We start from the raw sequence: 24,621 nt of genomic DNA on the forward strand, positions 1-24,621 counted from the left end.
AAATCATGGCCACGCCTGCTCGCCCCGCCGCGCGCCTCGCCGGAGCCGGGGCCGCCGCCGCGCTGGTGTGCGCCGTCGCCGCCTGCGCCGGCGGGACGCCGAAACCCTCCGAGTCGCCGGGTGCGACGGCGTTGTCGCCGCCCGCAAGCCCCTCACCCTCGGACTCCGCGCCGCCCACGGAGCCGAGTTCGGCTGAGCCGCCCGGTTCGGCCGAACCCAGCGAGTCCAGCCCGCCCGAGGTTCCCCCGCCCGGGGAATGGGTCATCACGCCGGCGGCTTTCGGGCCCATCGAGCTCGGGGCGGATCTGGAGAGCGTCGCGGAGCAGCTGGGCGGCACCATTTCCAACCCGAGCGCTGACCAGGACGGGGCTGAGTGCCGCGTGGCGACAGACTTTGCGATCGAGGGCTTCCACGGGGACCTGCAGGTCACGGCGGTGGATTCCGTGGTGGTGGCCGTGAAGTGGGGCATCAACCAGTCCACGTCCATCGATGCGGACATGGAGCTTCCCGCCACCGCGGACGGGGTGACGCTGGCCAGCCCGGACGCGGAGGTGTCCGGCGCCATGGGCCCGGAGGCCCTCGTCAACGGGTGGGGCCCCTCCTCCGGCGTCGCCTGGGCCGAGCGCGAGGGCGAGAACCTGCTGGTCGCCGAATCCACCACCCTGAGCCCGGCAGAGCAGCCCAGCAGCGGGTTCATCGGCTGGCTCTACGTGTTCAATGACGAGGACGGGGACACGTTCCCCGAATGCCAAGGCAACTAAGCCCGGCACGGCAGTGCGGCGACGCGCAGGAGCGGCATGCGGGATTCTCTCGGGGCCAGGGGGGAGACCTGCAGGGCCGGTACATTGGCACCGACCCTGTATCGACGATCAGGAAACGGCCAGTTCGCGAATGGTCAGGTTGCGGAACTCGGCTTCGCCGTCATGTACGAACAGACGAATGCCGTCGTCACCTTCAAGCGGGAATGCGCGATGGGAGTGAACGGTCTTCCCCGCACCGACGAACAACTCCACACTTGCGTGGTCCACGAGGATGCGAATGTCCATTTCTCCGGTGGTGGTGTCGAAGTGGACCTGCGACTCGCCTCCGTTGCCGGGGTTGAATGTCGGGCGGCGGTTAACGTATGTGGAGCCGCCGTCTAAATACGCGCCCGCGGAGACGTGCCGGCCACCGCCCGGTGCCCGGCACAGCTCGAATCCGATGTTGCCCGGTGCATCGGAGGGATTCCACGCGAGCGTGCACGTCAGTTCGTAGGCGCGTGAGCGGATATCCAGATCCTTAGCGCCGGACAGGCCCACGTTGCCGAGTGCATGCTCTTTCACCGCGTATTCGCTGAGTGCGGCTGTGGGCTGTGACGTCAGCACGTACCGTCCATTGGAACGTACTAAACGAAGATCGCGCACGATCGCGTCATCTCCGTTGTATCCGTCGGTGACTAGGCTCGGGGAGTTGTGCGGGTAGTCCCAAAAGTTCGACCAGCCAATGGCATGGCGCAGCGTGGCATCGGGGCGGCCTTCGGCATTGTGGCCCTCGTAGGTGACCGCACCGTAGAAATCGAAGCCGCGATCTAGCCACTCCGGGTCTTCGACGTCGGGGACGAACGTGGCTCCATCAAAGTTGCCCGTCCAGTAGGCGTAGGTCGCCGGTAGACCCCGCTCCTTGCCGTTGGCGCTGACGCCCAAGACCCAGTGATCGGTACCGTCGTTGGCAGTCATCCTGTAGATGTCAGGGCACTCGAGTAGCCCGATGTCCTCGCGCCGGAACTCGCCGACCGCGGACCATGTGTGCAAGTCCGTCGATGCGTAGCACCCTAGCCGAGTGCCCTCCGCGTTGAGCATGAACCAGCGGCCGCGTTCTTCGTCCCAGATCACCTTAGGGTCTCGGAAGTCGTGCACACCCGGGTTCGGCAGGACTGGTGCTTCCGGCCCCGGGCTGAACGTTCTTCCTTTATCGGTCGAATACCAGAGGAACTGCGCTTGCTGGCCCGCGGGTGCCTGGGTGACGAGCGCGATCAGCGCGCCGGGGCCGTAACCCGCGGTGTCGTCGTGGTCGACGACGACGCAACCTGACCAGCAGTCCCCGTTGTCGTTGCTGAACTTGGGGATCGCCACACCATGGTCCACGAACCTTACGTGGTCCGTGGTGGTGGCAAGACGCCAGGAGGTGCCGTGGCCGCCTTCGAGATAGTCCTCGTTGTAGAGGTAGTAGTACAGGTACTCGCCTTCCACGAAGACGGGCCGTTGCGGGTCGTTCTTCCAATTGTCCGGGACACTGAAGTGGTAGGCCGGACGGTAGGAGTGCTCTGTCACTGCTCGGGCGGAGGCGTCGCTCGGTTTCCCGGGGTTCGCGTGCTCAGCGGGGCCGGGCGTGGACGCGGCGTTTGCGGGCAAGATTCCTCCGATGGTCGCAGCGACGCTGGCACCACCGATGAGGAGGGAACGTCGTCCAAGCGGCAGGTGTCGGTTAGTGGCTTCGGGAGTTTGAGGTGCGGACATTGTGGAGCCTTTCAATCGGTTCGAGGACGGGCGGTAGCTGGTGGTGCTGCCGCAGGTAGGTGATGGCTGGTTGCGGTCACGGATGCAGAACACGTTCGGGCTGTTCGGCGTCATCGAGCCGCCATGCCCGGGCGGTGTCCAGACGAGCGGGACCCGTGGCGGAGATGCTGATCTGACGCGCGTCTGTCCGGGTGGGATAGACACGCGTTGTCAGCGCGATGCCGTCGACGAAGACCTCGACGCTCGAGCGATCCAGCAGAATGCGCACCCGAGCCGTGGGATCGGTGGCTGGAACCGCACCGGCGTGGGACGACGTGTCGCAGCTGGTCGACAGCGTCGATCTCGACCGGTCCAGTTTCACGCGCAGGCCGTCCCCGTCACGCCGCAGTTCCAACACCGTGCGTTCGGCGCCGTCGGCAGTGGCGAAGAGTACGACGTCGACGCGCCCACCAGCGTCGATGGTGGCCGTGAACTCGATGTCTAGATCCACGCCGGCCAGATCCACGCCGGACGAGACTTCGTCGGCCGGAAGGAGCTGCTCGCCTCGCAACGTCGTCAGCTCGGGGACCGGTTCGCTGCGAAGGACACCGTCGTCGTCCAGCCACAGACGGCGCGGGACGGTCATGGCGCCGGACCATCCGACGGCGGCCGTCGCGGCGTCATCGCGTCCCTCCTGCATCCACGACCACAGGACGCGGCGACCGGCCTCGTCGCGGAATGTCTGCGGCGCGTAGGCGTGGCGGCCACCGAGGTCGAGGCGTTGGATCCGGTCGATGACGAACCGCTGTCCGTCGTAGGAGCCGACCGCGACGAGAGGGTGGAGCGTGTGTCCTTCGTGCCACGCGGAGAAGATCAGCAGGTGCTCGTCGTCACTGGTCCCGTCCGGAGGCCCCGTGAGGCCGTCGTCACCACGGGTCATGCGGAAGAAGTCGACGCACTCCCACATGGTGCCGGTCCACTCCGGGTCGTCGAGGCGGACGTCACCGGCGTCGCCGACGGTGAGCGGGCCGAGTTCGGTCCACGTGCGCAGATCCTCCGACTCGTAGAGGAAGGCTGTGCCGCCGCGGCCGGCAATACCGCTGCCGACGAGCTGGCGCCAGTGGCCGTTCTCCCGCCACACGCAGTGGTCCCGATACTCGGTGATGTCATATTCGGCGGGAGGGGCAGTGATGATGGGTTGTTCCAACGTCACCCACGTGTCCAAGTCGGCAGACCCGACCGCGAGGCACGGTAGCTCGCGCCCGTCGGCGCGGCCCGAGTAGACGATGGTCGGGGTGCCGCCGTCGTCGACCAGGACGCCGGACCAGCACCCCTCCGCGTCGGGCCCGTCGCCCGGGGTGAGCGCGATGGGTCGGTCACTCCAGTGCAGCAGATCGCGGCTGACGGCATGACCCCAGTGGATCCGGTCGTGGAACGGGCCGCTCGGGTTGTACTGGTAGAAGAGGTGGTATATCCCGTCGCGCTGGCCGACGCCGTTGGGGTCGTTGAGCCAGCCGGCGGGCGAGGTGAAGTGGTAGGCGGGGCGCAGGGGATCGGCCTGCGCGCGGGCCACGAGCCCGGTGTCCTGAGCAGCGGCGTGGTTCATGCGTTCTGTCCTTGAGTGGTGGTTGGATGCGGTGCGAAGACCCAGTGGCCGGACGTGGGGTCGACGATGGTTCGTTGTAGGCGCGGCGCCGATGTCCAGTCGGTGATCTCGCGGCGCAGTCCGGCCCGCGCCTCCGGATCGAACGGCGCGGTGCGCTCCGGATCGGGCACTGCGCCGACGAGCAGCCGCGTATACGGGTGCTGCGGGTCGTCGAGCAGGCGTAGGGAGGGGCCGCCCTCCACCATGGCCCCGGCGTGCATCACGATCGTCCGGTCGGCCAAGTACCGGGCCGACGCGAGATCGTGCGTGACGTACAGGATCGCGATCCCGTGCTCGTCGCGCAGCTTGGCGAGCAGATTCAGGACCCCGATGCGCACCGAGACGTCCAGCATCGAGGTCGGCTCGTCGGCCAGAATGATCTCCGGTTCCACGGCGAGGACGCGCGCGATCGCGATGCGCTGCCGTTGACCACCGGAGAGCTCGTGCGGGAACGCACTGAGCACGGCCGGGTCGAGGTCGACCGTCTCGACGAGCTCGACGAGCCGGCTGCGCACGTCCGCCCCGGCCCTGCCGTGCACGCGCAGGGAGCGCTCGAGGACGTGCTCGACCCGGTGCGTGGGATTCAGCGAGCCGAACGGGTCCTGGAAGACCATCTGCACCGTACGGCGGTAGGCGCGCGTCGCGCTGCGGCGCTGGGTGCGCAGCACGTCCTCACCGAAGATCTCGAGCGTGCCGGAGTCCGGCTGCTCCAGCCGGGCGATGCAACGGGCGAGCGTCGATTTACCGGATCCGGACTCGCCGACGAGGGCGACGATCTCCCCTGCCGCGATGTCCAGATCGATTCCCTTCAGCGCCTGCAGGCGCTTCCGGGCCAGCAGGCCGCCGGTCGTGAACGTCTTGTTCAGGCCGCGGACCCGCACGGCTGTGGTGCTGCCCCTCGTCGGGGCCGTCGTCGTACTCATGGGGACATCTCCTCGCTGGGCAGCGCCCGGGTGCTGTCGGCTGGGGCGACGAAGTGGTACTCAGCGACTTCCTCGAGGTCGCCGATGGAGGTGAAGCGGACGCCCTCGCCCAGGCCGGTGAGCCTGACACGCGGGCCGGTGATCGGCGGGAACGCCCCCATCAGGGCCCGGGTGTAGGCGTGGCGCGGGTGGCGGCGCAGCACGTCCGCGGGCGCGAGCTCGACGAGGCGCCCGGCGTACATGACGCCGATGCGGTCGGAGAGCTCGAGCATGAGGGACATGTCGTGCGTGATGAACAGGACCGCGAAGCCCAGTTCGGCCTGCAGGTCGCGGATCTGCGCCAGGATCTCCTGTTGCACGACGACGTCGAGCGCCGTCGTGGGCTCGTCCAGGATGAGCAGTCGGGGCTTGAGTGCGCAGGCCATGGCAATGACGACGCGCTGGCGCTGGCCTCCCGAGAGCTGGTGCGGGTAGGCGTTCGTGCGTTCGGCGGGGATGCCGACCAGTCCGAGCAGTTCGGCCGCTCGGCGCAGCGCGTGCTTCTTGGGCATCTGCTCGTGCGTCGTGAAGACGTCGGCCAGCTGGTCGCCGATGCGCATGACGGGATTCAGCGAGTTCATCGCCGATTGGAACACCATCGCGACCTGTCGCCACCGCCATGAACGCAGGTCGTCGGCGGTCATCGCCAGGACGTCGACGCCGTCGAACCGGATGGATCCGTGGGTGATGCGGGCCGGGTCCTTGAGCAGGCGCATGATCGAGTGGGCGATCGTCGACTTGCCGCATCCGGACTCGCCGGCGAGGCCCAGAATCTCACCGGGCGCGATGCTCAGACTGACGCGGTCGGCGCCCCGGACGGAGCGTTCATCGCTGACGTATTCGACGGTCAGCTCGTCGATGTCGAGGACGGGCCTCATGACGTGGCTCCTTCGGTGACGGCGGTCGGGGCGGTGGCGCTGGCGGCCCGGCGCGGCTTGCGCAGGCGTGGGTTGGTGATCTCGTCGACGGCGTAGTTGCACATGGCCAGCGCGTAGGCGACGAGGGCGATGGCGAGGCCCGAGGGGGCGAAGATCCACCACTGGCCGAGCATGAGCGCACCATCCGTGGAGGCCCAGAACAGGTTGGTGCCCCAGGAGATCGTGTTCGCGTCGCCCAGCCCGAGGAACTCCAGGCCGGCCTGGGCGCCGATCGCACCGATCACGCTGCCGAGCAGGGTGGTCATGACGATGGAGGCCATGTTGGGCAGGATCTCCCGCAGCATGATGCGCAGCGGGCGCTCACCCGACACCAGTGCGGCGCTGATGTAATCCTTGCCGCGAATCGACAACGCCTGTGAGCGCAGCACGCGGGCGCTGCCGGCCCAACCGGTGATGACGAGGACGATGATGACGGTGCCCAGCCCGGGCGGCATGAATGCCGCGAGGATGACGAGCAGGGGGAGTCCCGGCAGCAGCAGGAAGACGTTCGTCAGGAGGGAGAGGACGTCGTCGACCGCTTTGCCGAAGTACGCGCAGGCGAGTCCGATGATGATGCCGACGACGGTGGCGAGGGTTCCGGCGATGAAGCCGACGAACAGCGAGGAGCGCGAGCCCCACACGGTGAGGGCGAGGACGTCCTGCCCCTTGGCCGTGGTGCCGAGCCAGTGTTCGCCGCTGGGGGCCGAGGCGCCGCCGGAGCCGATGCGCGATGGGTCCTCCGGGAAGATGATCGGGGCCAGGAGGGCGAGGAGGACGAAGACGGCCAGGATGCTCAGCCCGGCGACGGCCTTGCTGTTGCGGCCCAGCGCGCGGAGGAAGCGGAGCGAGGCGCGGCCTCGACCGGTGCCGAGGGCCTGGGGTGAGGGGAAAGTCATGAGAGCCTCCGGGTTAGCCGACCCGCACGCGCGGATCGAGGCGGACGTACACGAGGTCGACCAGGAAGTTCGCCAGCAGCACGGCGGCGGTGATGGTGAGGAACAGCCCCTGCATCAGTGGGTAGTCGAGGCCCTGGACGGCGGCGAGGAGCTGATATCCGACGCCCGGATAGGCAAAGACCACCTCCGTGAGTAGCGCGCCGCCGACGATGAACCCGAGGCTCATGCCGATGTTGGTGACGGACGGCAGCAGCGCGTTGCGGGCGGCGTAGTTGAACATGATGCGGCGCGGGCGGAGCCCCTTGGCCTCGGCCATCAGGATGTAGTCCTCGGCGTTGGTCGAGATCATGGTGTTGCGCATGCCGAGCATCCAGCCGCCGATCGAGACCAGCACGATCGACAGGGCCGGTAGGACGAGGTGTGCGGCGACGTCGGCGATGAAGTCCGCGTCCCAGGAGGGGGTCATGCCAACGGAGAAGGCGTGCCGCAGTGGGGCGATGCCCCAAGCGACGCCGAAGACATACAGCGAGCCCATGGCCAGCCAGAAGTATGGGAACGAGCCGATGAAGACCAGCAGCGGCGGGGTCACGGAGTCCAGCACGCCGCCGCGGCGCCAGGCCGCGAGGATTCCGAGCAGGTTGCCGATGATGACCGCGATGAGCAGCGACACGGCGCCGAGCAGGAGCGTCCACGGCAGCTGCGCCGCGATGACGTCGCTGACGGGAGTCGGGAAGCGGGAGATGGAGACTCCGAAGTCCCCGGTGAGAACACGGCCGAGGTAGGCGAAGTACTCCTGCCACCACGGCCCGCCCTCGACGCCGAGGAGGCGCTGGAGCGATTCGACCTGTTGCGGGTCCAGCCGCTGCTGGGAACGCGACAGCATACGGGTAACGGGGTCGCCCGGCATGAGCCGGGGAAGCATGAAATTGAGGGTGATCGAGGCCCAGAATGCGATGAGGTAGAAACCGAGCCTGCGCAGGATGAAGCCCATGGCAGTCCTTCCGAAGGGAGGGTGGTCGGGCGCGGCGGCGCATGGCCCGCACCCGGGAGGGGATCTGCTGGGCCCGGAGGACATCCGGGCCCAGCAGATGGTGACGGCGGGGCGCCGCCCCGGCAGTGGCTACTCGGCCGGTTCGAGCGAGGTCAGCACCAGCACCGTCGTCGGCGCCCGCGTTGCCAACGTGGCGTAGGGGTTCTCCTCGGTAGGCCAGCCGACGAAGCGCTCGGTCGTGTAGGCGCCCCACTCCGGGCCCGGGAAGAGCGGCACGACGGGAGCCAGTTCGGCGTAGAGGGCCTGGAGTTCGTCCATGATGCGCTGCTGCTCGCGCTCGTCCGCGGTCGCCGCGAACTCGGCTAGCAGGTCGTCTGCTTCCTTGCTGCCGAACCGGTGGTAGTTGTCAAACGTCTGCTCGCCGACCGGTTTGACCGATTCTGTGGACATAAGGTTGCGGTAGTACTGGTACGGCGTGGGTGCGTTAGCGCTCCACACGATGCCCGTCTCGAATTCGCCCGTCTCGTACCCGGCCACGACGGCGGCCCAGTCCGGCGAATCGACTGTCGCCTGCACGCCGATGTCCTGCAGGTTCTGCGCAATGACGTTGGCCACCGAGAGCCAGTCGGAAGAGGTCGAACCGACGGAGATGTCGAACGCGAAGGGCTCGCCGTCCGGCGTCGTGCGTTCTCCGTCTGGTCCGGCGGTGTATCCCGCCTCGTCCAGCAGAGCCCCAGCTGCCTCGGCGTCGTACTCGGTCCAGCCGCAGTCTGCGACGACCTCGTCGCTGCGCCACTCGTCGTAGTTACCCGACAGTCCCGTGCAGTCGGCAGGGATGGTGTATCCGGACATGCCGACGTCGACAACCTGTTCCCGGTCGACAGCCATGCTCAGCGCCTTGCGGACATCCGGATCGGAGAACATATCGAGTGTCGTGTTGAGCTGCCAGTTGATTTCGGCCCCCGTCGGCGGGAACCAGTAGGCCCGGTGCTCCGGATCCTTTTCCACGAAGGTCTTCTGGATATCCGGCATGTATTGAGGCGCCCAGTCGACGTCGCCGTTGATCGCGGCGAGATTCGCGCCGTCGTTGCCGGCGAAGGCGAGCATCCGCACGCCGGGAATCTGCTGCTTCTCCGGCTGCCAGTAGTTCGGGTTCGGCAGCAGGTCGAACGACTGGGCCTGGAAGTTGGAAACCTCGGTGTAGGGGCCCGTGCCGACCGGTTCCGGGTTCTCCTCGTTGCCCGGATCCTCGAACTCGGACCAGATGTGGTGCGGGACGATGATCTGCTGGCCGACCTCGAACAGCGCCGGCGAGAACTCGCGATTGAAGGTGAACTTCACGGTCTTCTCGTCGACGGCCTCGACGGTGTCGAGGTAGTCGTAGCCGCCGAGGAGCTCGCGCTGGATCTCGAAGGTGGTCACGACATCGTCGGCAACGAACGGTTTCCCGTCGGACCAAGAGACGTCTGCACGCAGGTTAAACGTCTGGGTCAGCCCGTCCTCGCTGCTCGCCCACGACTCCGCGAGCCACGGCACGGTGTCGCCGCCGGCTGGATTGTAGATGAGCAGCGACTCATAGACGGCCTGCGTGGTCATGGGCGCGGCGTTCGGGGAGAACGGGTTGAAGTTCTGGGAGAACGTGCCCATGTCCTCGCGCGGGATGGTGAGCATCGGCGTAGCGGCCGAGTCGCCGTCGTCGTTCGCGGAGGCGGTGCAGCCGGTCAGGGCGAGGGCCCCGATCGCGGTGACGGCGCTGGCCCTGAGAAGGGCGCGCCGGATCGATGTGGCTATCATGAAGTGACCTCTTCCGGATCAAGTGGTGGTGCGGGAGGGTGAGTTCTTCAGTGGAGTGCGAATCCAACTGAGGAACGTTGGCGCAGCGGGCAGTCGAGGGCGAGGTGCGAACTCGTCTTCTGGCTGCCTGCTGTTAGTTCGGTCAGTTTCCTGACCCCGGCGGCACCCATCTCCTCGAAAGGGAGGGCGACCGTCGTCAGACCTGGCCGAAGACTGTCAGCCAGTGCCTGCTGATCATCGAAGCCGATGATCGAGATTTCGTGGGGGATTCGCAGACCCCGTTCCTTGACGGCGTCGTACGCGCCCATCGCCATTCGGTCGTTTCCGCAGAAGAGCGCCGTCGGCGGGTTCGGTCCGTCGAGGAGTTCCGCGGCACCGCGGTACCCGCTCTCCGCAGTGCCGTCGCCCGCGACGATCCGCCGATCGGGGAGCGGGACGCTCGCGGCGGAGAGCTCGTCCGCGAAGCCCCGGAGGCGTCCTACCTGAGCAGGAATGCCGAGTGGGAGGGTGAGGTGGCCGATCTCGCGGTGGCCAGCGGCTAGTAACTCACGCGCGGCCGCCCGGCCGCCGGACTCCTCATCCGGCACAATGCTTGGCAGCTGGCCAGACTCGTCGTAGCAGTGGACCAGCACGCAGGGGATCTGGTGCGCGTTCTCTGGGACACGAATGGCCTGGTGCCATGAAGCCGCGATGATGACGCCCTCGACGCGCTGTTCGAGCAGTTTTTCAATCGCCACCGATTCCATGGCCTCGTCGTCCTCACTCGGCGCAATGAGCAGAAACCGTTCGTCCTCCCAGGTGCGCCGCTGGGCACCCGTGATGATGTCTGCGGCGAAAGGGCTAGTCACGATCTCGGTGACCAGACCGAAGAGCCCTGATCGCTGGCTAGCGAGTGCTCGCGCGGCGGCGTTGCGTCGATAGCCGAGTTGTGCGGCAGAGGCGAGGACGCGCTCCCGAGTCGTATCCGGGATGCTGATGTCGGAGCGCTCATTGAGGACAAACGAAACGGCCGCACGGCTGACTCCTGCTGTACGCGCGACGTCGGCCATGGTGACCGCCCGTCCTGAGCTGTTTCCAGTCACAACTGCATCCTGTCCTCGCCCGGGAATGCGATAACTAACTCGTGTTAGTAGCTAACAAACCCAAGCTAACGCGCTTTAGCTACGTGTGTCAAGGATCACACGGGGAGGCGGTGGACGCGTCCTGCGCAGGCTGACCTATACGTTCGAAACTGGGCACTAACCATGAGTTACCTGCAAGAATCGCTGGGTGCTGTGAAACGTTTCCAGTGTGGGGCATGATGAGCCGGTCCGGGGTAAGGCGAGTCGGTGCGGACGCCGCCTCGCCACGCCACCAAGCGATTCAGGTAAGGGGAAGCCGTGATCACACCGCAGGGAACCGACTGGCTGCAGACGCCAGTGGTGGAGCTGGACCGCCTGTTTGAGGAGAGCTCCGCGCGGATCGTGGCCAAGCTGGATCAGCTCCAAGTCGCCGGCAGCACCAAGGAACGGACCGCCGCTTTTCTGCTGGACGGCGCCGAGGCCGACGGGCGCTTGAGCGCCGGCGGCACGGTGGTGGAATCCAGTTCCGGCAACCTCGGCATCGCGCTCGCCCGCCACTGCTCGCTGCGGGGCTACCGGTTCATCGCGGTGGTGGACGACAACGCCAACCCGGCCGCGATCAAGATGATGCGGGCCTTCGGCGCCGACGTCGAACACGTCCATCCCGCGGACGGCAACCTCTTGGCGGCCCGGCGCCGCCGCGTCCAGGAACTGCTCGCCCACGTCCCCGGGGCCGTCACCACGGACCAGTACGGCTCCGCCCACAACCCGGCCGCCCACGCGAGCTCCACCATGCCCGAATTTTTGGCCGCGGCCGGTGAGCTGGACACCCTCTTCGTGGCCACCAGCACCACCGGCACGCTCGTGGGCTGCCAGCGCTACGTGCGCGAGCATCACCTCCCCACCCGCCTGATCGCGGTGGATGCGGCCGGCTCCGTGCTCTTCGGCGGCACCGCTGCGCCCCGCAAACTGCCCGGCCTGGGCGCCGGGATCCTGCCGGCATTGCACGATCACGCCGCGCCGGATCAGGTGGTCAGCGTCGCCGAACCGGACATGGTGTGGGGATGCCGCCGGCTGGCGCGCACGGAGGGCCTCCTCGCGGGAGCGTCCACCGGCGCCATCGTCGCCGCGCTCGCCGGTCATCTAGCGCGCGGGGGCGCGGCCGACGGCGAACGCATCGGCCTGCTCGTCCACGATTCGGGCGTGCCCTACCTCGAGACGGTGTACGACGACGAGTGGGTGTCGCTCACGTACCCGCACCAGGCCGCCGCGGCCCTGGACTCGTCCGCTCCGCTGCCGCCGTCGTCCGCCGCACGCGCCGCCGGATGAGTGCAGCACCACTGCGGGTCTGCCTCGTCGGCGCTGGCCCCAAGGCCCTATTCGCGCTGCAGGAGCTGTGCGCCCTGTGGCCGGGCGCGTCGCGGATACGGGTGGATCTGTTCGACCCGGCGGAGCCGGGCGGCGGGGCCGTCTGGGATCCCGAGCTGCCGCTCGCGTGGCGGCTGAACGCCCCCGCGGCGATGGTCGACGCCCGGGGCCCCGGATGGGACCTGCCGCTGTCCGCGTGGCTGCGGCGGCACCACCCGGAGCACGCCGAGGAGCGGTTTCCGCCCCGCGCCCTCGTCGGTGTCTACCTGCGGCAGGCCTTCGCCGCGCTCGCTGCGGATCCGCGCGTTGAGGTGCGCCATCACCGCTCGCGCGTGACGGGCCTCGGCACGGGGCCGGGCCAGATTGACCCGTCCGCCTACGATGAAGTCCTCCTCGCGACGGGTCACGCGGGCCTACCGGCCCAGTTGCGGCGGCACGCGGAGGCTGTCCCGGCGGGAGCCACGGCCACGGTGCGCGGGGCCGCCCTGACCGGCCTCGACGCCCTCCTACTGCTCACCGAATCCCGGGGCGGGCGCTGGAGCAGGACCCCCGAAGATTCACTGGCGCGCCTGACCTACCACCCCTCCGGCCATGAACCCGCGCGCGTGGTGCTGCGCTCCCGCACCGGCGCCGTGATGGCCCCCAAACCGGAGCACCAGCACCCGTGGTTGGAGCCCGTGGTCGCCGCGGCCGCCGCGCAGGTCCGGGCGTGGGGCGCGCAGGTGCGAGCGCGACCCGCCGGGGACCCCGTCTCCCTGTCCCCGCTGTGGGGCGTGCTGCTTCGGGCCGCGGGGGAGGCGGCTCGGGCCGCCAGGGTGAGCACGACGCCGTTGCGACTGTGGCGAGCCGCGCTCACCGGGAGCCCGGTGCGCGACGCAGCGGTGTCGCCGGGCCGGCAGCAGGCCGCGTACCTGAGCTCGCGCCTGGCGATCGACGCGGGCGCGGCGCCGCCGGACGAGCTGTGGCTCTGGGGACGGATCTGGCAGGGCGTTTACCGAGACCTGGTCCAAGCGCTGGACCGCATACCCCGCAGCGCGCGGGATCAGCTCCGGTTCCGCCGCGTGGCGGGCACGCTGGAGCGCGTCAGCTTCGGCCCGCCGGCGGAGACGGTCCGCAAATTCCTCGCCCTGCTGGAGTGCGGCCGGGCGGAGGTCGTCGCGACGGGCGACGACGCCCGCGAGCCGGACGCGGGCGAGCCAGCCGCGAGCGGCACGGATGCGTCCGCTCGCGAGCTGGCCGCCCTCACCGCGGGCCCGGGTGTGCTCACCGCGCCAGCTCCTGCCGCCGGCGCGGTGACGACTACACCTAGCGCCCCGGCGTTTCGGGAGCCGCTCTACGCTGACCTGTTCCAGCGCGGGCTGATCACCGTGCGCCCGGGCGAACGCGGCGTCCTGACGGACCCGGATGCCACGTGCTTGGATGCTTACGGCCGCCGCGTCGAAGGCGTCGCGGTGCTCGGCCGGCCCACGGAGGACCCGGTGCTGGGGCATGACACGCTGGACCGTACCCTGCATGGCGACGGGCCCCGCTGGGCGCGCGGCGTCGTCGCCCGCTGGGGACACCGCGCACTGCAGGACGCGAGCGGCCTCGCCGCAACCCCCGCCTCCGCGGGGCCGAGGAAAGGGAACACCCCATGAGGACATCAACCCAGGAGACGGCCGGGCCGAATCGCGGGCTCTGCCACGGGCCCCAGCCGCTGAGCGCGCGCCTGGAACCGTGGATGAACGAGCTGCTGGCGGACGACGCGGCGTGCCGCGCGTTGCTAGCCGAACACGGTTCCCCGGTCAACGTGATCGAGACGGGGCCGCTGGTGCGCAACATCGATCAGTTGCGCGCGGTCGCCGCCCGCCACGGCGTGGACTTCGAGGTGTACGTGGCGCGCAAGGCGAACAAGGCGGTCGCGGTGGTGGACGCCGCCCGGGACGCCGGGGCCGGGATCGACGTGGCGAGCGACGCCGAGCTGGCCCAGGTGCTGCAGCGCGGCGTCGACCCGGCCAAGATCATCCTCACGGCCGCCGTGAAACCGCCGGCCACGCTGCGCCGGGCCCTGCGCGCCGGCGTCGTCATCTCGCTCGATAACCAGGACGAGCTGGCGGACCTCAGCGCCGAGTCGCCGGACACCCGGCCGGAGGTCGCACTGCGGATCGCCGCGCAGTCGGACGGAATACGGCCCACCCGGTTCGGGCTCTCGCCGGCCGAGTGGCTCGACGCGCTCGCCGCCCGGGGCTCGGGCGTGCGGGTCAGCGGCGTGCACTTTCACCTGCACGGCTACGCGGCGGCGGATCGCGTCACCGTGCTGGGTGAGGCGCTGGAGTTCGTGGACCGGCTGCGCGCCGCCGGGCACGAGGTGCGCTTTGTCGACATCGGCGGCGGCCTGCCCATGTCCTACCTCGAGGAGCAGTCCGAATGGGACGCGTTCTGGGCGGCCCTGCGCGCCCGGCGCGCGGCGCTCGCCGGCGGCGCCCCAGCGGAGGAAGCGACGGCGGTGCCGGAGCTGACGTGGAATGACGATCCGCTGGGCCTGGACGGCTCCGGCGCGGTGTACCCGTTCTGGCAGGAGCTCACCCGCGCCGCGTGGCTGGAGGCCGTGCTCGCCGCCCCGGTGCCCGGCCGCGGGGCCGAACCGGCCCTGACGGTGGCCGAGGCCGTGCGCGGCCGGGGGTTGGAGCTGCGGTGCGAGCCGGGCCGGGCGGTGCTGGACGGCTGCGGCCTGACGCTGGCCAGCGTGGCGTTCCGCAAGAAGCGCGCCGACGGGGTGCCGCTGGTGGGGCTGCACATGAACCGGACGCAGATGCGTTCCACCTCGCTGGACGTGCTGCTGGATCCGCTGCTGGTGCGCGCCCCGGGGGCCGCGGCGGAACCGGCCGTCGAGGCCTACCTGGTGGGCGCGTACTGCATTGAGGACGAGCTGATCCTCCGGCGGAAACTGCGCTTCCCCAAGGGGGTGCGCCGGGACGACGTCGTCGCGTTTCCCAACACCGCCGGGTACCTCATGCACATCATCGAGAGCGCCTCCCATCAGATTCCGCTGGCCGCCAACGTGGTGCGCCGCGGCGGCGACTACACGCGGGATGCGATCGACGCGCGGCAGCCGGTGGCCCCCTGAGTCCTGCTGACGGGCGCGGCGCTGGGGCCGGCTATGGGTGGCGGGTACCCTCCCCGGCCAAGACCGCCCGGTAGCCCTGGCGGTACGTGGGGTAGGCGAAGGTGAAGCCCGTGGCCCGCAAGGCGGCGCTGGAGCAGCGCTTGCTGCCGGCCTGTGCGGAGACCTCGCCCGTAGGCGGGACCGGCTGGCCCAGCTCAGCGGCGAGGAAGCGCAGCACGTCCCCCAGCTCGGCGGGCTCGGTGTCCACGCCGAGGTAGAGCGCCGCCGGGTCCGTGACCCGCTGGGTCAGGTGGACGATCGCCTCCGCGGCGTCGTCGCGGTGGATCCGATTGGTAAACGTCGGCTCCGTCGGCAGGACGGCGCGGCCGGAGGTCACCCGGTCGATCAGCATGGTGCGGCCCGGTCCGTAGATCCCGCCGAGGCGCAGGGCCGTGAACGCGGTGCCGGTGCCCGCGAAGTGCTCGGCGAGGAGCGCCTCCGCCTCCACCTGAACCTCCCCGCGCCACGAGGGCGGTGCCGGGTCGGTGGATTCGTCGACGACGCCGCCGCGAGACTCCCCGTACACGGCGGTGGAGGAGACGTAGAGGACCCGGTCTGGCACCACGGCATCCCGGGTGAGCGCCGCGGCGATGTTGCGCGCGGCGCCGAGGTAGGCCGCCCGGTAGGCCTCCGGTTCCCGCACCGGGGCCGACGCGGTGATGATGACGGTGCGCACATCGTCCGGGATGGTCGGCAGGTCCCCCGTGAGGTCCGCGGCGACCGCCTCGAGCTGCGGGGGCAGCTTCTGCGGGTTGCGCCGCCAGCCGATCACGCGGTGGCCGGCCGCGGCCAGCCGCAGCCCCGTCTCTGTCCCGACGTCGCCGCATCCGGCGATGAGTACGCTCATGGGCCCTAGTCTGTCACCTCGGCCCGAGCGGGTGGTACGTGACCCTGCGGTCAGCGCAGGACGACATCGGTGGCCACGGCCGGGGAGAGCCCCGTCTCCACAAACCCGGAGACGTTGGAGCCGGGCCGCTTGACGATGTCCGTGATGGACCCCAAATGCCGGGCCAGATCCACCTTGTCCTCCGGTGCCGCGAGCAGCAGCTGGAAGCCGAACTCCTGCAGCGCGTTGATGCCCGCGCCCGCGTACTCGGAGTTGGCCTGGATGAAGGCCTCGTCAATCATGACGGTGCCGTAGGTGGTGAAGCCCTGGGTGGCGAGCCCCAGCTGGTAGGCCAGCGCCGCGCCCATGACGAAGGAGGTGAAGCGCTGCCCCTCGCCGCCGGAGAGCGTGCCCGGTTCCAGCCCGGCCTCGATCTCTCCGCCGGCCTTGTGCTCGTTGCAGCTGATGGTCACGTGCTGGCGCACATCCAGCACGGTGTCCCGCCACGCGGCGCGCGCCGGGTCGTCCAGGGCGTCCACGAGGGCCTCGAGCCGCTCGTACTGCTCGCTCACGTCCGCCGCCCCGGAGTAGGCGCGGCCCAGCGCGTCCTTCAGCTCCGCCTTGAACGCGCGCGCCTCCGCGGGGACGGCCGTGCTCAGCTCAAACCGCAGCCGGGAGCTGCCCTGCGGTCCCTGCTCAAACGGCACGTCGGAGAGGATCTGGTTCAGCGGCTCGATCCGCTCGGCGATGGCCCGGCGCTCCTCCTCCAGCAGCTGCAGCAAGTCGGAGAATCGCTCGTAGGACCGGTTGGAGAAGTACTCCCGGAACTCCTCCTCGCGCTGCGGCAGGCCCTCCGCGACGATCGATTCGTAGAGCCGCACGTAGTCCTCGGCGGCGTCCGCCCCGGTCCCGTAGGAGGCCGCGGCGGACGGGCCGAACTCGCGCGCGAACTCCCGGAAGGTCTCCGCGAGGTCCGCCTCGGCCGCGAAGATGGACTGCTTGGTTCGCGCCAGCTCCTCCTGCAGGGCCAACGCCGCCGCGTCCGTCGCCGCCCGCACCTCCGCCGCCGTGGTGGCCTCGGTCAGCGCCTCGAACCGCTCGACCAGTTGTGCCTGCTCGGCCTCGGTCACGGTGGCCGTGTCCGTGGCAGCGCTACCGGGGACGACGCCGGCGCGCCCGGCCGGTGCGTCCGTCCCGGACGCTGGAGCGGACTCGGCGGCGGGCACGAGCGCGCTGAGCCGCTCCTGCAGAGCCTCCGCCTCGGCGCGGAGCACGGCGAGACGCCCCACCGTCTCCTCCCGCTCGGCGAGCGCGGCCTCTAGGTCGGAGCGCACCTCCGCCAGCGAGGCGTCGTCGTTCAAGACCGCCGCTAGGCGGGATTCAAGCTCCGCCACCGCGGCGTCGGCCCCGGCCGTATCGAATCGGGAGAACTCCCGCGAATCCTCCGCCAGCGCGGCGAGCGCGCGCAGCTTCTCGCCGAGGTCCCGGCTGGAGGTGCTGCGCTCGTCCGCGGCGGACTCCGCGGCGGCGATCTCCTCGGCGAGGCCGCCCGCCGCGTCCTCCAGTTGCGCGATCTTCGCTTCATTGGTGAAGCCCAAGAGGTACTGGCTGGGGGAGAGCTGGCGCAGCTGGCGCTCGTAGGCCCCGCGCCCGGTCTTCAGGGTGCCGGAGCGGGAGATGGCGCGGGCGTGCTGGTGCAGCTCCGCGTCCTCCTCCACACACACCAGCGGGTAGTCCGCGGCCACCTTGGCCCGCAGCCACGCCCCGGCGTCGGACTCCGCGAAGTCCAGCTTGGTGACCAGCTCCGCCTCGTCCGCCGCGCGTTCGGCGGCGCCGTGACCGCCGGGCCGCACCGAGGTGTCCACCCAGCGCAGCCGGGCCACCGAGCTGCCGTCGGCAATGCCCGCGTCGATGGCGCGGGTCACCGCGGCCAGATGCTCGCCCGGCACCAACAGGGTGGCCGCGAGGCGGCGCAGCGCCTTTTCCGCGGCCGGCCGCCACGCGTCCTCGCCGGCGGCGACGTCCATGAGCTCGCCGCCGAACGGTACATCCGCCGGGTCCAGCCCCGTCGCGGCGCAGATGCTGCGGCGCGCGGTGGCGGAGGCGTCGTCAATATTGGATCCGCGCCGGGCATAGGAATCGATTTCCGCCCGCGCCGCGCGCAGCCGCTCCCGCAGGTTCATGAGCTTGGCCATCGCCTCATATTCCAGCGTGCGGGTGTCCTGTTCGATCGATCCCAGCCGGGACGAGGCGTCTAGGGCCTGCTGGCGCATGGCGTCCAGCCCTTCGGCGGTGTGGTCCCACGCGACGCCGGCGCGTTCGGCTTCCGCGGTCAGCTTGGCCGCTGCCCGGCCCTTCTGTTCGGCGGCGGCGTGGGCCTCGGCCAGCTCCCGCTCCAGCGCGGCGACGCGCTCGCCGCCGGAGGAATCGTGCTGCTGTTGCAGGGAGGAGATCCGCGTGTTCAGCCGCTCCTTGGCGGAGACCGCGGCGCTGATCTGGTCCCGGTGGCTGCTCAGGTCGGCGTTGAGGCGGGCCACCTCGGCGTCGTGCACCTCGGCGGCGCGGACCGCGCCCACGTGTGGCAGCACGGTGCCGGCGAGGCGCGCGGTGGCCTCGCGCTCGGCCACCAGCTCGCCGAGGCGGCGGGTGCGCTCCGGGACCAACTCCAGAGCATCGCGCTGCGCGCGAGCCGTCTCCAGCTCCCGGTGGATGCCGCGCAGGTGAGCAAAGTCCTCGACGGCGCCCTCCGCCGCGGCCAGCGTGGCGGGGGCCTCCAGCACCTCCTGGCGGAAGAACTGGTTCACGCCGCGGTCCAGTCCCTTCCCGTTCTGCAGCGTGCGCAGCAGGGAGAACGCCTTGTCGTGATCGATGCCTAGGCGGCGGCGGAAGCGCTCGGCGAAGGTCTTGTGCGTGTCATAGACCTCGAACCCGGGCAGGGCTCGGCTCAGGGTGGAGACGGAGAACCGGCGGGCCCCCGGCGTCGCCCAGTAGTCCTCGATGGCCTCCGGATCCAGGGGCGCATCCCCGATGAGGAAGTGCTTGCCCACGTGTCCTTCCAGACCGTTGGCCGGCACGTCGAACAGGGCGGCCAGGCACGTGGTGGTGCCCATGGCGTTGCGGTACACCAGGGCCACGGCGCTCCACGTGGCGCCGGGGCGCTGGGCGATCACGCCGTCCGCCGTCTTGAACGTGCGCCCCCGCAGATAGGAGTACGTGGTGCGGCGGTCGCGGCGCGTGGAGGCCTCGTGGGCGGACTCGTTCAGGCGCGGGGCCGCATGGAACAGGTGGCCGATCCCGTCAAACAGGGTGGACTTGCCCACTCCCGGGTGCCCGGTGAGCAGGGTGCCGGCGCGGTCCACGTACAGCCGGTGCTTACCGTGGAAGGTGCCCCAGTTGACCACGTGGATCTCCGCCAGCCGGTGCTGGCCGGGGTTGACCTCTTCGCCGAGGTCCAGCGTGTATTCGATGCTCATTCGGCGTCCTCACGGTTCTCGACGTCCAGATCGGTCTCCGCGCCCGCGTCCGTGCGCTCGATCGCGGCGAGGTAGGCGGGAATCTCCTCGATGCTGGAAAACGGCAGGGCGAGCGCCAGGGCGGGGGAGACCTTGTACTCGTGCTCCACGTCGGTGGGCAGGATCAGCTTCAGGGCCAGCAGGCGGGCCAGCGAGGAGTCGGTGAGCTCCTCCAGCCGCTTGTCATCCACGGTGCCGCGCTGGCGGTGCTCGGCCAGGATGTCCCGGGCCCCGGCGCGGGAGATCACTGCGTCCGTGCCGGTGCCCGCATGGGATTCCAGCGCCAAGCGCAGGCGCAACGCCAGCAGGGTTTCCTCCCGGCGCAGGGCGCGCCGCGGCACGATGGCGGTGGTGTGGGGGTGGTCGAGATCCACCGGTTCCAGTAGGGCGATTTTGCGCTGCTCGTCGATCACGAGGCGGAGGAACAGCTCCGAGACGAAGCCCTCGATGTCCGTGCGCCGGTCCAGAATGCGCTGCCACAGCCGCGCATCGGCGGTCCCGTCAATGTAGGGTCCGCGCAGCAGGCGGACCAGCCCCTGACGCAGCGGCAGCTCAAACCGCCCGGTGTCCCCCTCAAACAGGGCCTCAGTCATGGTGTCTCCTTCTGCCTCGTCGTCGCGGTCGGTGCCTCGGTGTAGGCCACGCGGGGTAGGTAAGCCACGCGTTCGGAGCCGTCGACTTGGCGGACCGTCACCGTCTCGAATTCGCTCGGATCCAGCTCGGCGCCCGGCTCGGTGCGGGCCAGTTCCAGCAGGTACCGGACGGAGTTCAGGTGGCGGTGTGCCGGCTCCAGCGTCGAGTACACCGTTTCCAGCGTGGCCGCGCGCGGTTCGCCGCCCGACGCCGTCGTGCCCGCCCGGTGGACGGCGTCGGCGACGGCGGCGCGTAGGGCCGCGGTGTCCGCGGCGGGTGTGATGGGGGTGCGGTGGATGTCCGCCGCGGAGAGCTCCGGCGCGTCCGCGAGGCGGGGCGGGACCGCGTGGTCGTCTGGATCGAAGATGCCGAGGTGCGAGAGTGTGGCAAACCGCGGCTCGAAGAGGCGCACGGGCACGGCCGGCACACGCGCGGTGAGGGCGGCGGAGGAGGCGACGGCCAGCTCGGCGGCGCGGAGACTGCGGCGCAGCGCCTCGGAGTCGCGGACGTCATCGGCCGCGATCAGGGCGTGCAGGGACTCGGAGAGTTTTCCGTAGCTGGCGTGGACCTCCGCGGCCTGCCGGCGCATCTCCCGCAGGAGGTTGGCGATCGTCCCGCGCTCGGCGGCGGTGAGGTCTTCGACGAAGTCGCGGGTGAGGATATCCGTCACGGCCTCGCGGAAGCGGGCCTGCTGCGCCGGGTCGGAGAGGAAGTCCGTGAACCCGCGGAAGGTTTCGCCCTCCGCGGTGGAGCGCAGCTGCTTGTCCGAGTCGAGGACCTGGCCCACGGCCACACCCTTGGTCACGGAGGCCTCCATGACCTGCTGGCGGATGGCGTGGAGCATGTCATGGACCCCGTCCCGCATGCGCTTGAAATCGGCGGGGAGGTTGGCGGCCAGGTCCAGAATGGAGCGGGCCGCGGCCAGGGCGTCGTCGTCCGTGAGCAGCGCCGGCTCGGCGCCCGAGCGCAGGGTGTCCAATTTGGCCTGACGCTCGGCGATCTCCGCCTCGAGCTGGCGGATGCGGGCCTCGGGGTCCGGGTCCGTCTCATGGGCCAGCGACTCGAGGCTGGCCAGCAGCGTGGAGAGGCGGGACGAGTTCAGGTTGGTGCCGGAACCGGCCACCGCGTCGAGGAACCGCAGCACGCGCGCGGTGTGCGCGGTGGGCTCGTAGACGAAGCGGCCGTCGACGAGCGGCCGGGCGAGGAAGCCGGACTTGACCCAGGAATCCGCGTACTGCGCGGCCATCCACGCTTCGTTGAGCGGCAGTTCGGGCTGCTCGGCACGCAGGTGCTTGAGGAACGCGTCGAGGCTCGCGTGGAAGGACTCCAGCGCCACGCGCGGCGTCGCCGTCGTAAACTCGGCCCGCAAGAACCCGGCCACCCAGGGCGCCGAGGAGAGCAACTTCCACCCGGCGGAGTCCCGGAACCGCTGCTGGTCCGCCCACGTGGCGGAGGCGGGGTGTGTGACGTGCATGCGGCGGTTCAAACCTCGGTTGGCGGCGACGGGCAGAGCACCGATTCTAGAGCACCGAGCACAACAACAGCTGAGCGGGCGGCGGTGACGCTCAGCGCATCGTGTCGTACCGCGCCCGGACCACCTGATAGATGCCGTAGAACACGAGTCCCGCCGCGAGGACGCCGAGGATGACGGGCCCCGCCGGCTGGTCCCGCAGCGCCTGCACCGCGCCGTCCAGTCCGCTGGAATCCTCCGGATCCCGCTGGATGGTGGCGACGATGAACAGCAATCCCAGCGCGGTCAGGACCACGCCCTTGGACACGTAGCCGACGACGCCGGCAAACGTCACCACGCGCCGGACCGCGGAGTGGGGCAGCGCCCCGAGGTCCTGCAGGAACCGCCGCGTGGCCCCCTTGAAGACGTGATACCCCGCGACGGCCAGCACGCCCACGCCGATCGCGATGAGCAGTGCCGCGCCCCAGACGGACTGCATGAGCAGGGCGGAGAGGCTCTGGGTGCTGTCCGAGGAGCTCTGGCGCGCGCCGAGGGCGTACCGCAGGACGACGACGCCGATGACCGCGAAGACGGCCGCGGAGCCGCCAGCGCGGAGCCGATCCAGGGTGCTGCTCTGGTGGAAGACCGCGCTACCGCAGTGCCAGAGGGCCAGCAGGAGACAAGCGGAGGAGGCAATCCACAGCACCACGGTCCCGAGAGGCTGGGCGGCCACGGCGTTGAGGGCCCCGCTCTGATCCGCCTCGGCGCTGCCGCCGGATGCGACGATCGCGACTAGCGAACCGAGGACCACGTGGAGCAGCCCACTGGTCACGTAGCCGGACCGAGCCAAATGCTCGAACCGGCGATCGTGTGCCGCGGAGCGGGCGACCGCGACGGGCGTTGATTCGCCCTGAGAATCCGGGGTGGCCGGCCCGCTGTGGCCTCCTACCGTTGCTTCCATGCGCTCATGATAGGCCGTGAGGTGGCGCCGAGCAGCCGCGGAGCGGATTTTCAGGAGATTTCAAGCTCCCACGACTTCCGCGAACCCGGCGCGAGGCCTACGCTGACAACGAGGTCGGCGCCGCTATCCAGCGCGGGCCTCAGCCTTGGCGGGCCCCCGTCGAAGCTCGAATCCACCCGAAGGAGAGCAGCATGGCAACGGTGACTGAAAGCGTGGAAGTCAGCGCCCCGGTAACGATGGTCTACAACGCCTGGACCCGGTTTGAGTCTTTTCCCGAGTTCATGGTGGCGGTGCAGAGCGTGGAGCAGATCGACGACGTCACCAATCACTGGGTGGCCGCGATCGGCGGCGTGGAGCGCGAATTCGACACCCGCATCACGGAGCAGGTCCCGGACGAGGTGATCGCGTGGGCCAGCACGGACGGCAAGAGCCACACCGGCCGAGTGCGGTTCGAATCCATCGAGATCGCGGAGCCGGATCCCGACCTCGCTGGCACGGACGCCGCCCAAGCCCAGCCCAGCGTGGGCGGGCTGACCAGCGGGGCGCCGGTCGCCGTCGTGCCCCCGGAGCAGATGGGCGAGGCCGAGCCGCCCGCGCCGCGGGCCACCGAGGGCACGCGCGTGCACGTCGAGTTCACGTGGGATGATGAGACCTTTTTGGAAAAGGCGGGCGAGGCACTAGGCCTCGACGACCTGCAGGTGCGCCGGGATCTGCACGGCTTCAAGAACTTCGTGGAGAACTCGGAAGAGGTGCGCGGCTGGCGCGGTGAGGTCCACGGCGGCCGCCCGCAGCCGCCGACGTCGCACAACGAGTAAGCGCAGAAAGGCGGTCCATGCCGACCCTAGGAGTGATGGCGGATCCGGGCCTGCCGGAGATCGCGGTGCGCCGGATCCATGACGACGTCGAGCAGAGCCTCAGCCAGTCGGACGACGGGCAGTGGTCCGTCGAAGTCGAGGGCGGGGCCCTGCCCCTGAACGCGGACGGCGACATCCCGCTGCTCGAGCGCGCCGAGTCCCTCATGGAGCGCCGGCAGTGGGACTACCTGATCTACGTGACGGACCTGCCCCGGACGTACAACAAGCAGCCCGTCGCCTACGAGCTGGACGCGTCCACCGGTGCGGCGCTGCTCTCCCTGCCGAGCCTGGGCCTGTGGCGGGTGCGGCGGCGCCTGCACACCATGCTGGCGGACTTGGCGCTGACCTTGGACCGGGAGCTGGCGCCGGAGGATGAGCGGGAGGACTCCAGCCACGTCCGCACTCCCGGGGTGCGGCGGGCGCACCACGATCAGCAGGACGGCACCGTCTATGTCACGCTGGACTCCCGGTTCAGTGGGTTCCGGTTGTGGGCCGGCATGCTCCGCAATAACCGGCCCGGGCGGCTGCTCGGTGCGTTGTGGACGTGTGCGGCCACGGCCGCGGCGGCCGGTGCCTTCGGCATCTTCTACTCCAGCATCTGGAACATGTCCGACTCCCTGCCCACCCGGCGGCTGATCCTGATCACCGTGGTGGCCATCCTCTCCCTGAGCACGTGGCTGATTGCCCGCAATGGGCTGTGGACGCAGAGCTCGTCCATTGACCGGGCGGAGACGTCGGCGCTCGGGATCGGCGCCACGCGGCGCCAAGCGTTCCTAGATAACGCCGCCACCTTCGCCACGGTGGTGATTTCCGTGGCGCTGATGTACCTCATCCTCTTCGTGCTCCTGTTCTTGGGCGCCGTGACCATCGTGGACTCCGAGTACTTGGCGGAGCAGCTCAATCACGCGGCGGGCCTCGAGGACTACCTCACGCTCTCCTGGTTGGCCACGTCGCTGGGCACGATGGCCGGCGCCCTCGGCTCCAACTTCGATAGCGAGTCCGCCATCCGCGAGGCCACCTACAGCCGCCGCGCGCAGCAGCGCCGGCAAATGGCGGAGGATGAGGAGGAGGCGACCGAATCCTCGGCATAGGAGCTGACTGACACCGTGCTGGGTGTGCTCTGTGAGTCTGC

At 69.9% G+C, this 24,621-nt stretch carries 20 protein-coding genes; 7 read left to right on the forward strand and 13 right to left on the reverse strand.

Translation table 11 applies throughout. The annotated features are described in order from the left end of the window. Window positions 1–5 precede the first annotated feature (5 nt). Window positions 6–761, forward strand: coding sequence for a hypothetical protein (locus IW252_RS09020; protein ID WP_196836251.1), 756 nt, complete (start codon window positions 6–8; stop codon window positions 759–761). A 108-nt stretch (window positions 762–869) separates the two neighbouring features. Here the strand turns inward: IW252_RS09020 and IW252_RS09025 are convergent, their stop codons facing one another. From IW252_RS09025 to IW252_RS09050, 6 genes are all read right to left on the reverse strand, one after another. Continuing rightward, a complete protein-coding gene (locus tag IW252_RS09025) occupies window positions 870–2,495 on the reverse strand; it encodes a glycoside hydrolase family 32 protein (protein ID WP_196836252.1) in 1,626 nt (541 codons plus the stop codon). Between the two features lie 76 nt (window positions 2,496–2,571). Further along, window positions 2,572–4,080, reverse strand: coding sequence for a glycoside hydrolase family 32 protein (locus tag IW252_RS09030; RefSeq protein WP_196836253.1), 1,509 nt, complete (start codon window positions 4,078–4,080; stop codon window positions 2,572–2,574). Continuing rightward, window positions 4,077–5,042: an ABC transporter ATP-binding protein gene (locus tag IW252_RS09035; protein ID WP_196836254.1), complete on the reverse strand. Its 966-nt coding sequence runs from the start codon at window positions 5,040–5,042 to the stop codon at window positions 4,077–4,079. The genes IW252_RS09030 and IW252_RS09035 overlap by 4 nt, the downstream gene beginning before the upstream one ends. Then, on the reverse strand, window positions 5,039–5,959 hold the full coding sequence (locus tag IW252_RS09040; RefSeq protein ID WP_196836255.1) for an ABC transporter ATP-binding protein: 921 nt from the start codon (window positions 5,957–5,959) through the stop codon (window positions 5,039–5,041). The genes IW252_RS09035 and IW252_RS09040 overlap by 4 nt, the downstream gene beginning before the upstream one ends. Then, window positions 5,956–6,894 carry an ABC transporter permease gene (locus tag IW252_RS09045; protein ID WP_196836256.1) on the reverse strand — a complete coding sequence of 313 codons (939 nt, stop codon included), beginning with the start codon at window positions 6,892–6,894 and terminating at the stop codon, window positions 5,956–5,958. Before IW252_RS09045 ends, IW252_RS09040 begins: the two co-directional genes overlap by 4 nt. A gap of 13 nt (window positions 6,895–6,907) precedes the next feature. Then, the gene (locus tag IW252_RS09050; RefSeq protein ID WP_196836257.1) at window positions 6,908–7,885 is read right to left on the reverse strand and encodes an ABC transporter permease; all 978 of its coding nucleotides are present in this window, start codon (window positions 7,883–7,885) and stop codon (window positions 6,908–6,910) included. On the opposite strand from IW252_RS09050, the gene IW252_RS09055 reads away from it, so the two are divergent. After that, on the forward strand, window positions 7,884–8,084 hold the full coding sequence (locus tag IW252_RS09055) for a hypothetical protein (protein WP_196836258.1): 201 nt from the start codon (window positions 7,884–7,886) through the stop codon (window positions 8,082–8,084). The genes IW252_RS09050 and IW252_RS09055 overlap by 2 nt on opposite strands. Here the strand turns inward: IW252_RS09055 and IW252_RS09060 are convergent. Further along, a complete protein-coding gene (locus IW252_RS09060) occupies window positions 8,015–9,679 on the reverse strand; it encodes an ABC transporter substrate-binding protein (protein ID WP_196836259.1) in 1,665 nt (554 codons plus the stop codon). The genes IW252_RS09055 and IW252_RS09060 overlap by 70 nt on opposite strands. Window positions 9,680–9,726: 47 nt before the next feature. Beyond that, window positions 9,727–10,761 carry a LacI family DNA-binding transcriptional regulator gene (locus IW252_RS09065; RefSeq protein ID WP_331271499.1) on the reverse strand — a complete coding sequence of 345 codons (1,035 nt, stop codon included), beginning with the start codon at window positions 10,759–10,761 and terminating at the stop codon, window positions 9,727–9,729. Between the two features lie 297 nt (window positions 10,762–11,058). Between IW252_RS09065 and IW252_RS09070 the strand changes: the two genes are divergently transcribed. Genes IW252_RS09070 through IW252_RS09080 form a run of 3 tightly spaced genes read left to right on the forward strand, consistent with a single transcriptional unit; the run spans window position 11,059 to window position 15,214 of the window. Beyond that, window positions 11,059–12,069 carry a pyridoxal-phosphate dependent enzyme gene (locus IW252_RS09070; RefSeq protein ID WP_196836260.1) on the forward strand — a complete coding sequence of 337 codons (1,011 nt, stop codon included), beginning with the start codon at window positions 11,059–11,061 and terminating at the stop codon, window positions 12,067–12,069. Next, on the forward strand, window positions 12,066–13,745 hold the full coding sequence (locus IW252_RS09075; protein WP_196836261.1) for an FAD/NAD(P)-binding protein: 1,680 nt from the start codon (window positions 12,066–12,068) through the stop codon (window positions 13,743–13,745). Before IW252_RS09070 ends, IW252_RS09075 begins: the two co-directional genes overlap by 4 nt. Beyond that, on the forward strand, window positions 13,742–15,214 hold the full coding sequence (locus IW252_RS09080; RefSeq protein WP_196836262.1) for an alanine racemase: 1,473 nt from the start codon (window positions 13,742–13,744) through the stop codon (window positions 15,212–15,214). Before IW252_RS09075 ends, IW252_RS09080 begins: the two co-directional genes overlap by 4 nt. Window positions 15,215–15,245: 31 nt before the next feature. Here IW252_RS09080 and IW252_RS09085 read toward each other — a convergent pair whose 3' ends face one another. From IW252_RS09085 to IW252_RS09105, 5 genes are all read right to left on the reverse strand, one after another. Next, on the reverse strand, window positions 15,246–16,100 hold the full coding sequence (locus tag IW252_RS09085) for an NAD-dependent epimerase/dehydratase family protein (protein ID WP_196836263.1): 855 nt from the start codon (window positions 16,098–16,100) through the stop codon (window positions 15,246–15,248). Window positions 16,101–16,150: 50 nt separating this feature from the next. Next, complete coding sequence (locus IW252_RS09090; protein ID WP_196836264.1) at window positions 16,151–19,552, reverse strand: ATP-binding protein; 3,402 nt, start codon at window positions 19,550–19,552, stop codon at window positions 16,151–16,153. Continuing rightward, on the reverse strand, window positions 19,549–20,184 hold the full coding sequence (locus IW252_RS09095; RefSeq protein ID WP_196836265.1) for a DUF4194 domain-containing protein: 636 nt from the start codon (window positions 20,182–20,184) through the stop codon (window positions 19,549–19,551). Before IW252_RS09095 ends, IW252_RS09090 begins: the two co-directional genes overlap by 4 nt. Then, the gene (locus tag IW252_RS09100) at window positions 20,181–21,698 is read right to left on the reverse strand and encodes a DUF3375 domain-containing protein (protein ID WP_196836266.1); all 1,518 of its coding nucleotides are present in this window, start codon (window positions 21,696–21,698) and stop codon (window positions 20,181–20,183) included. Before IW252_RS09100 ends, IW252_RS09095 begins: the two co-directional genes overlap by 4 nt. 91 nt (window positions 21,699–21,789) lie before the next feature. Next, window positions 21,790–22,635, reverse strand: coding sequence for a DUF1206 domain-containing protein (locus IW252_RS09105; RefSeq protein WP_196836267.1), 846 nt, complete (start codon window positions 22,633–22,635; stop codon window positions 21,790–21,792). A 191-nt stretch (window positions 22,636–22,826) separates the two neighbouring features. On the opposite strand from IW252_RS09105, the gene IW252_RS09110 reads away from it, so the two are divergent. Together IW252_RS09110 and IW252_RS09115 are read left to right on the forward strand one after the other, a co-directional pair. Continuing rightward, complete coding sequence (locus IW252_RS09110) at window positions 22,827–23,450, forward strand: SRPBCC family protein (protein ID WP_196836268.1); 624 nt, start codon at window positions 22,827–22,829, stop codon at window positions 23,448–23,450. A gap of 17 nt (window positions 23,451–23,467) precedes the next feature. Then, window positions 23,468–24,580, forward strand: coding sequence for a hypothetical protein (locus tag IW252_RS09115; RefSeq protein ID WP_196836269.1), 1,113 nt, complete (start codon window positions 23,468–23,470; stop codon window positions 24,578–24,580). Window positions 24,581–24,621: the final 41 nt, after the last annotated feature.

It is taken from the genome of Zhihengliuella flava, from assembly GCF_015751895.1.
In the GTDB taxonomy this organism is placed as follows: Bacteria; Actinomycetota; Actinomycetes; order Actinomycetales; family Micrococcaceae; genus Zhihengliuella; species Zhihengliuella flava.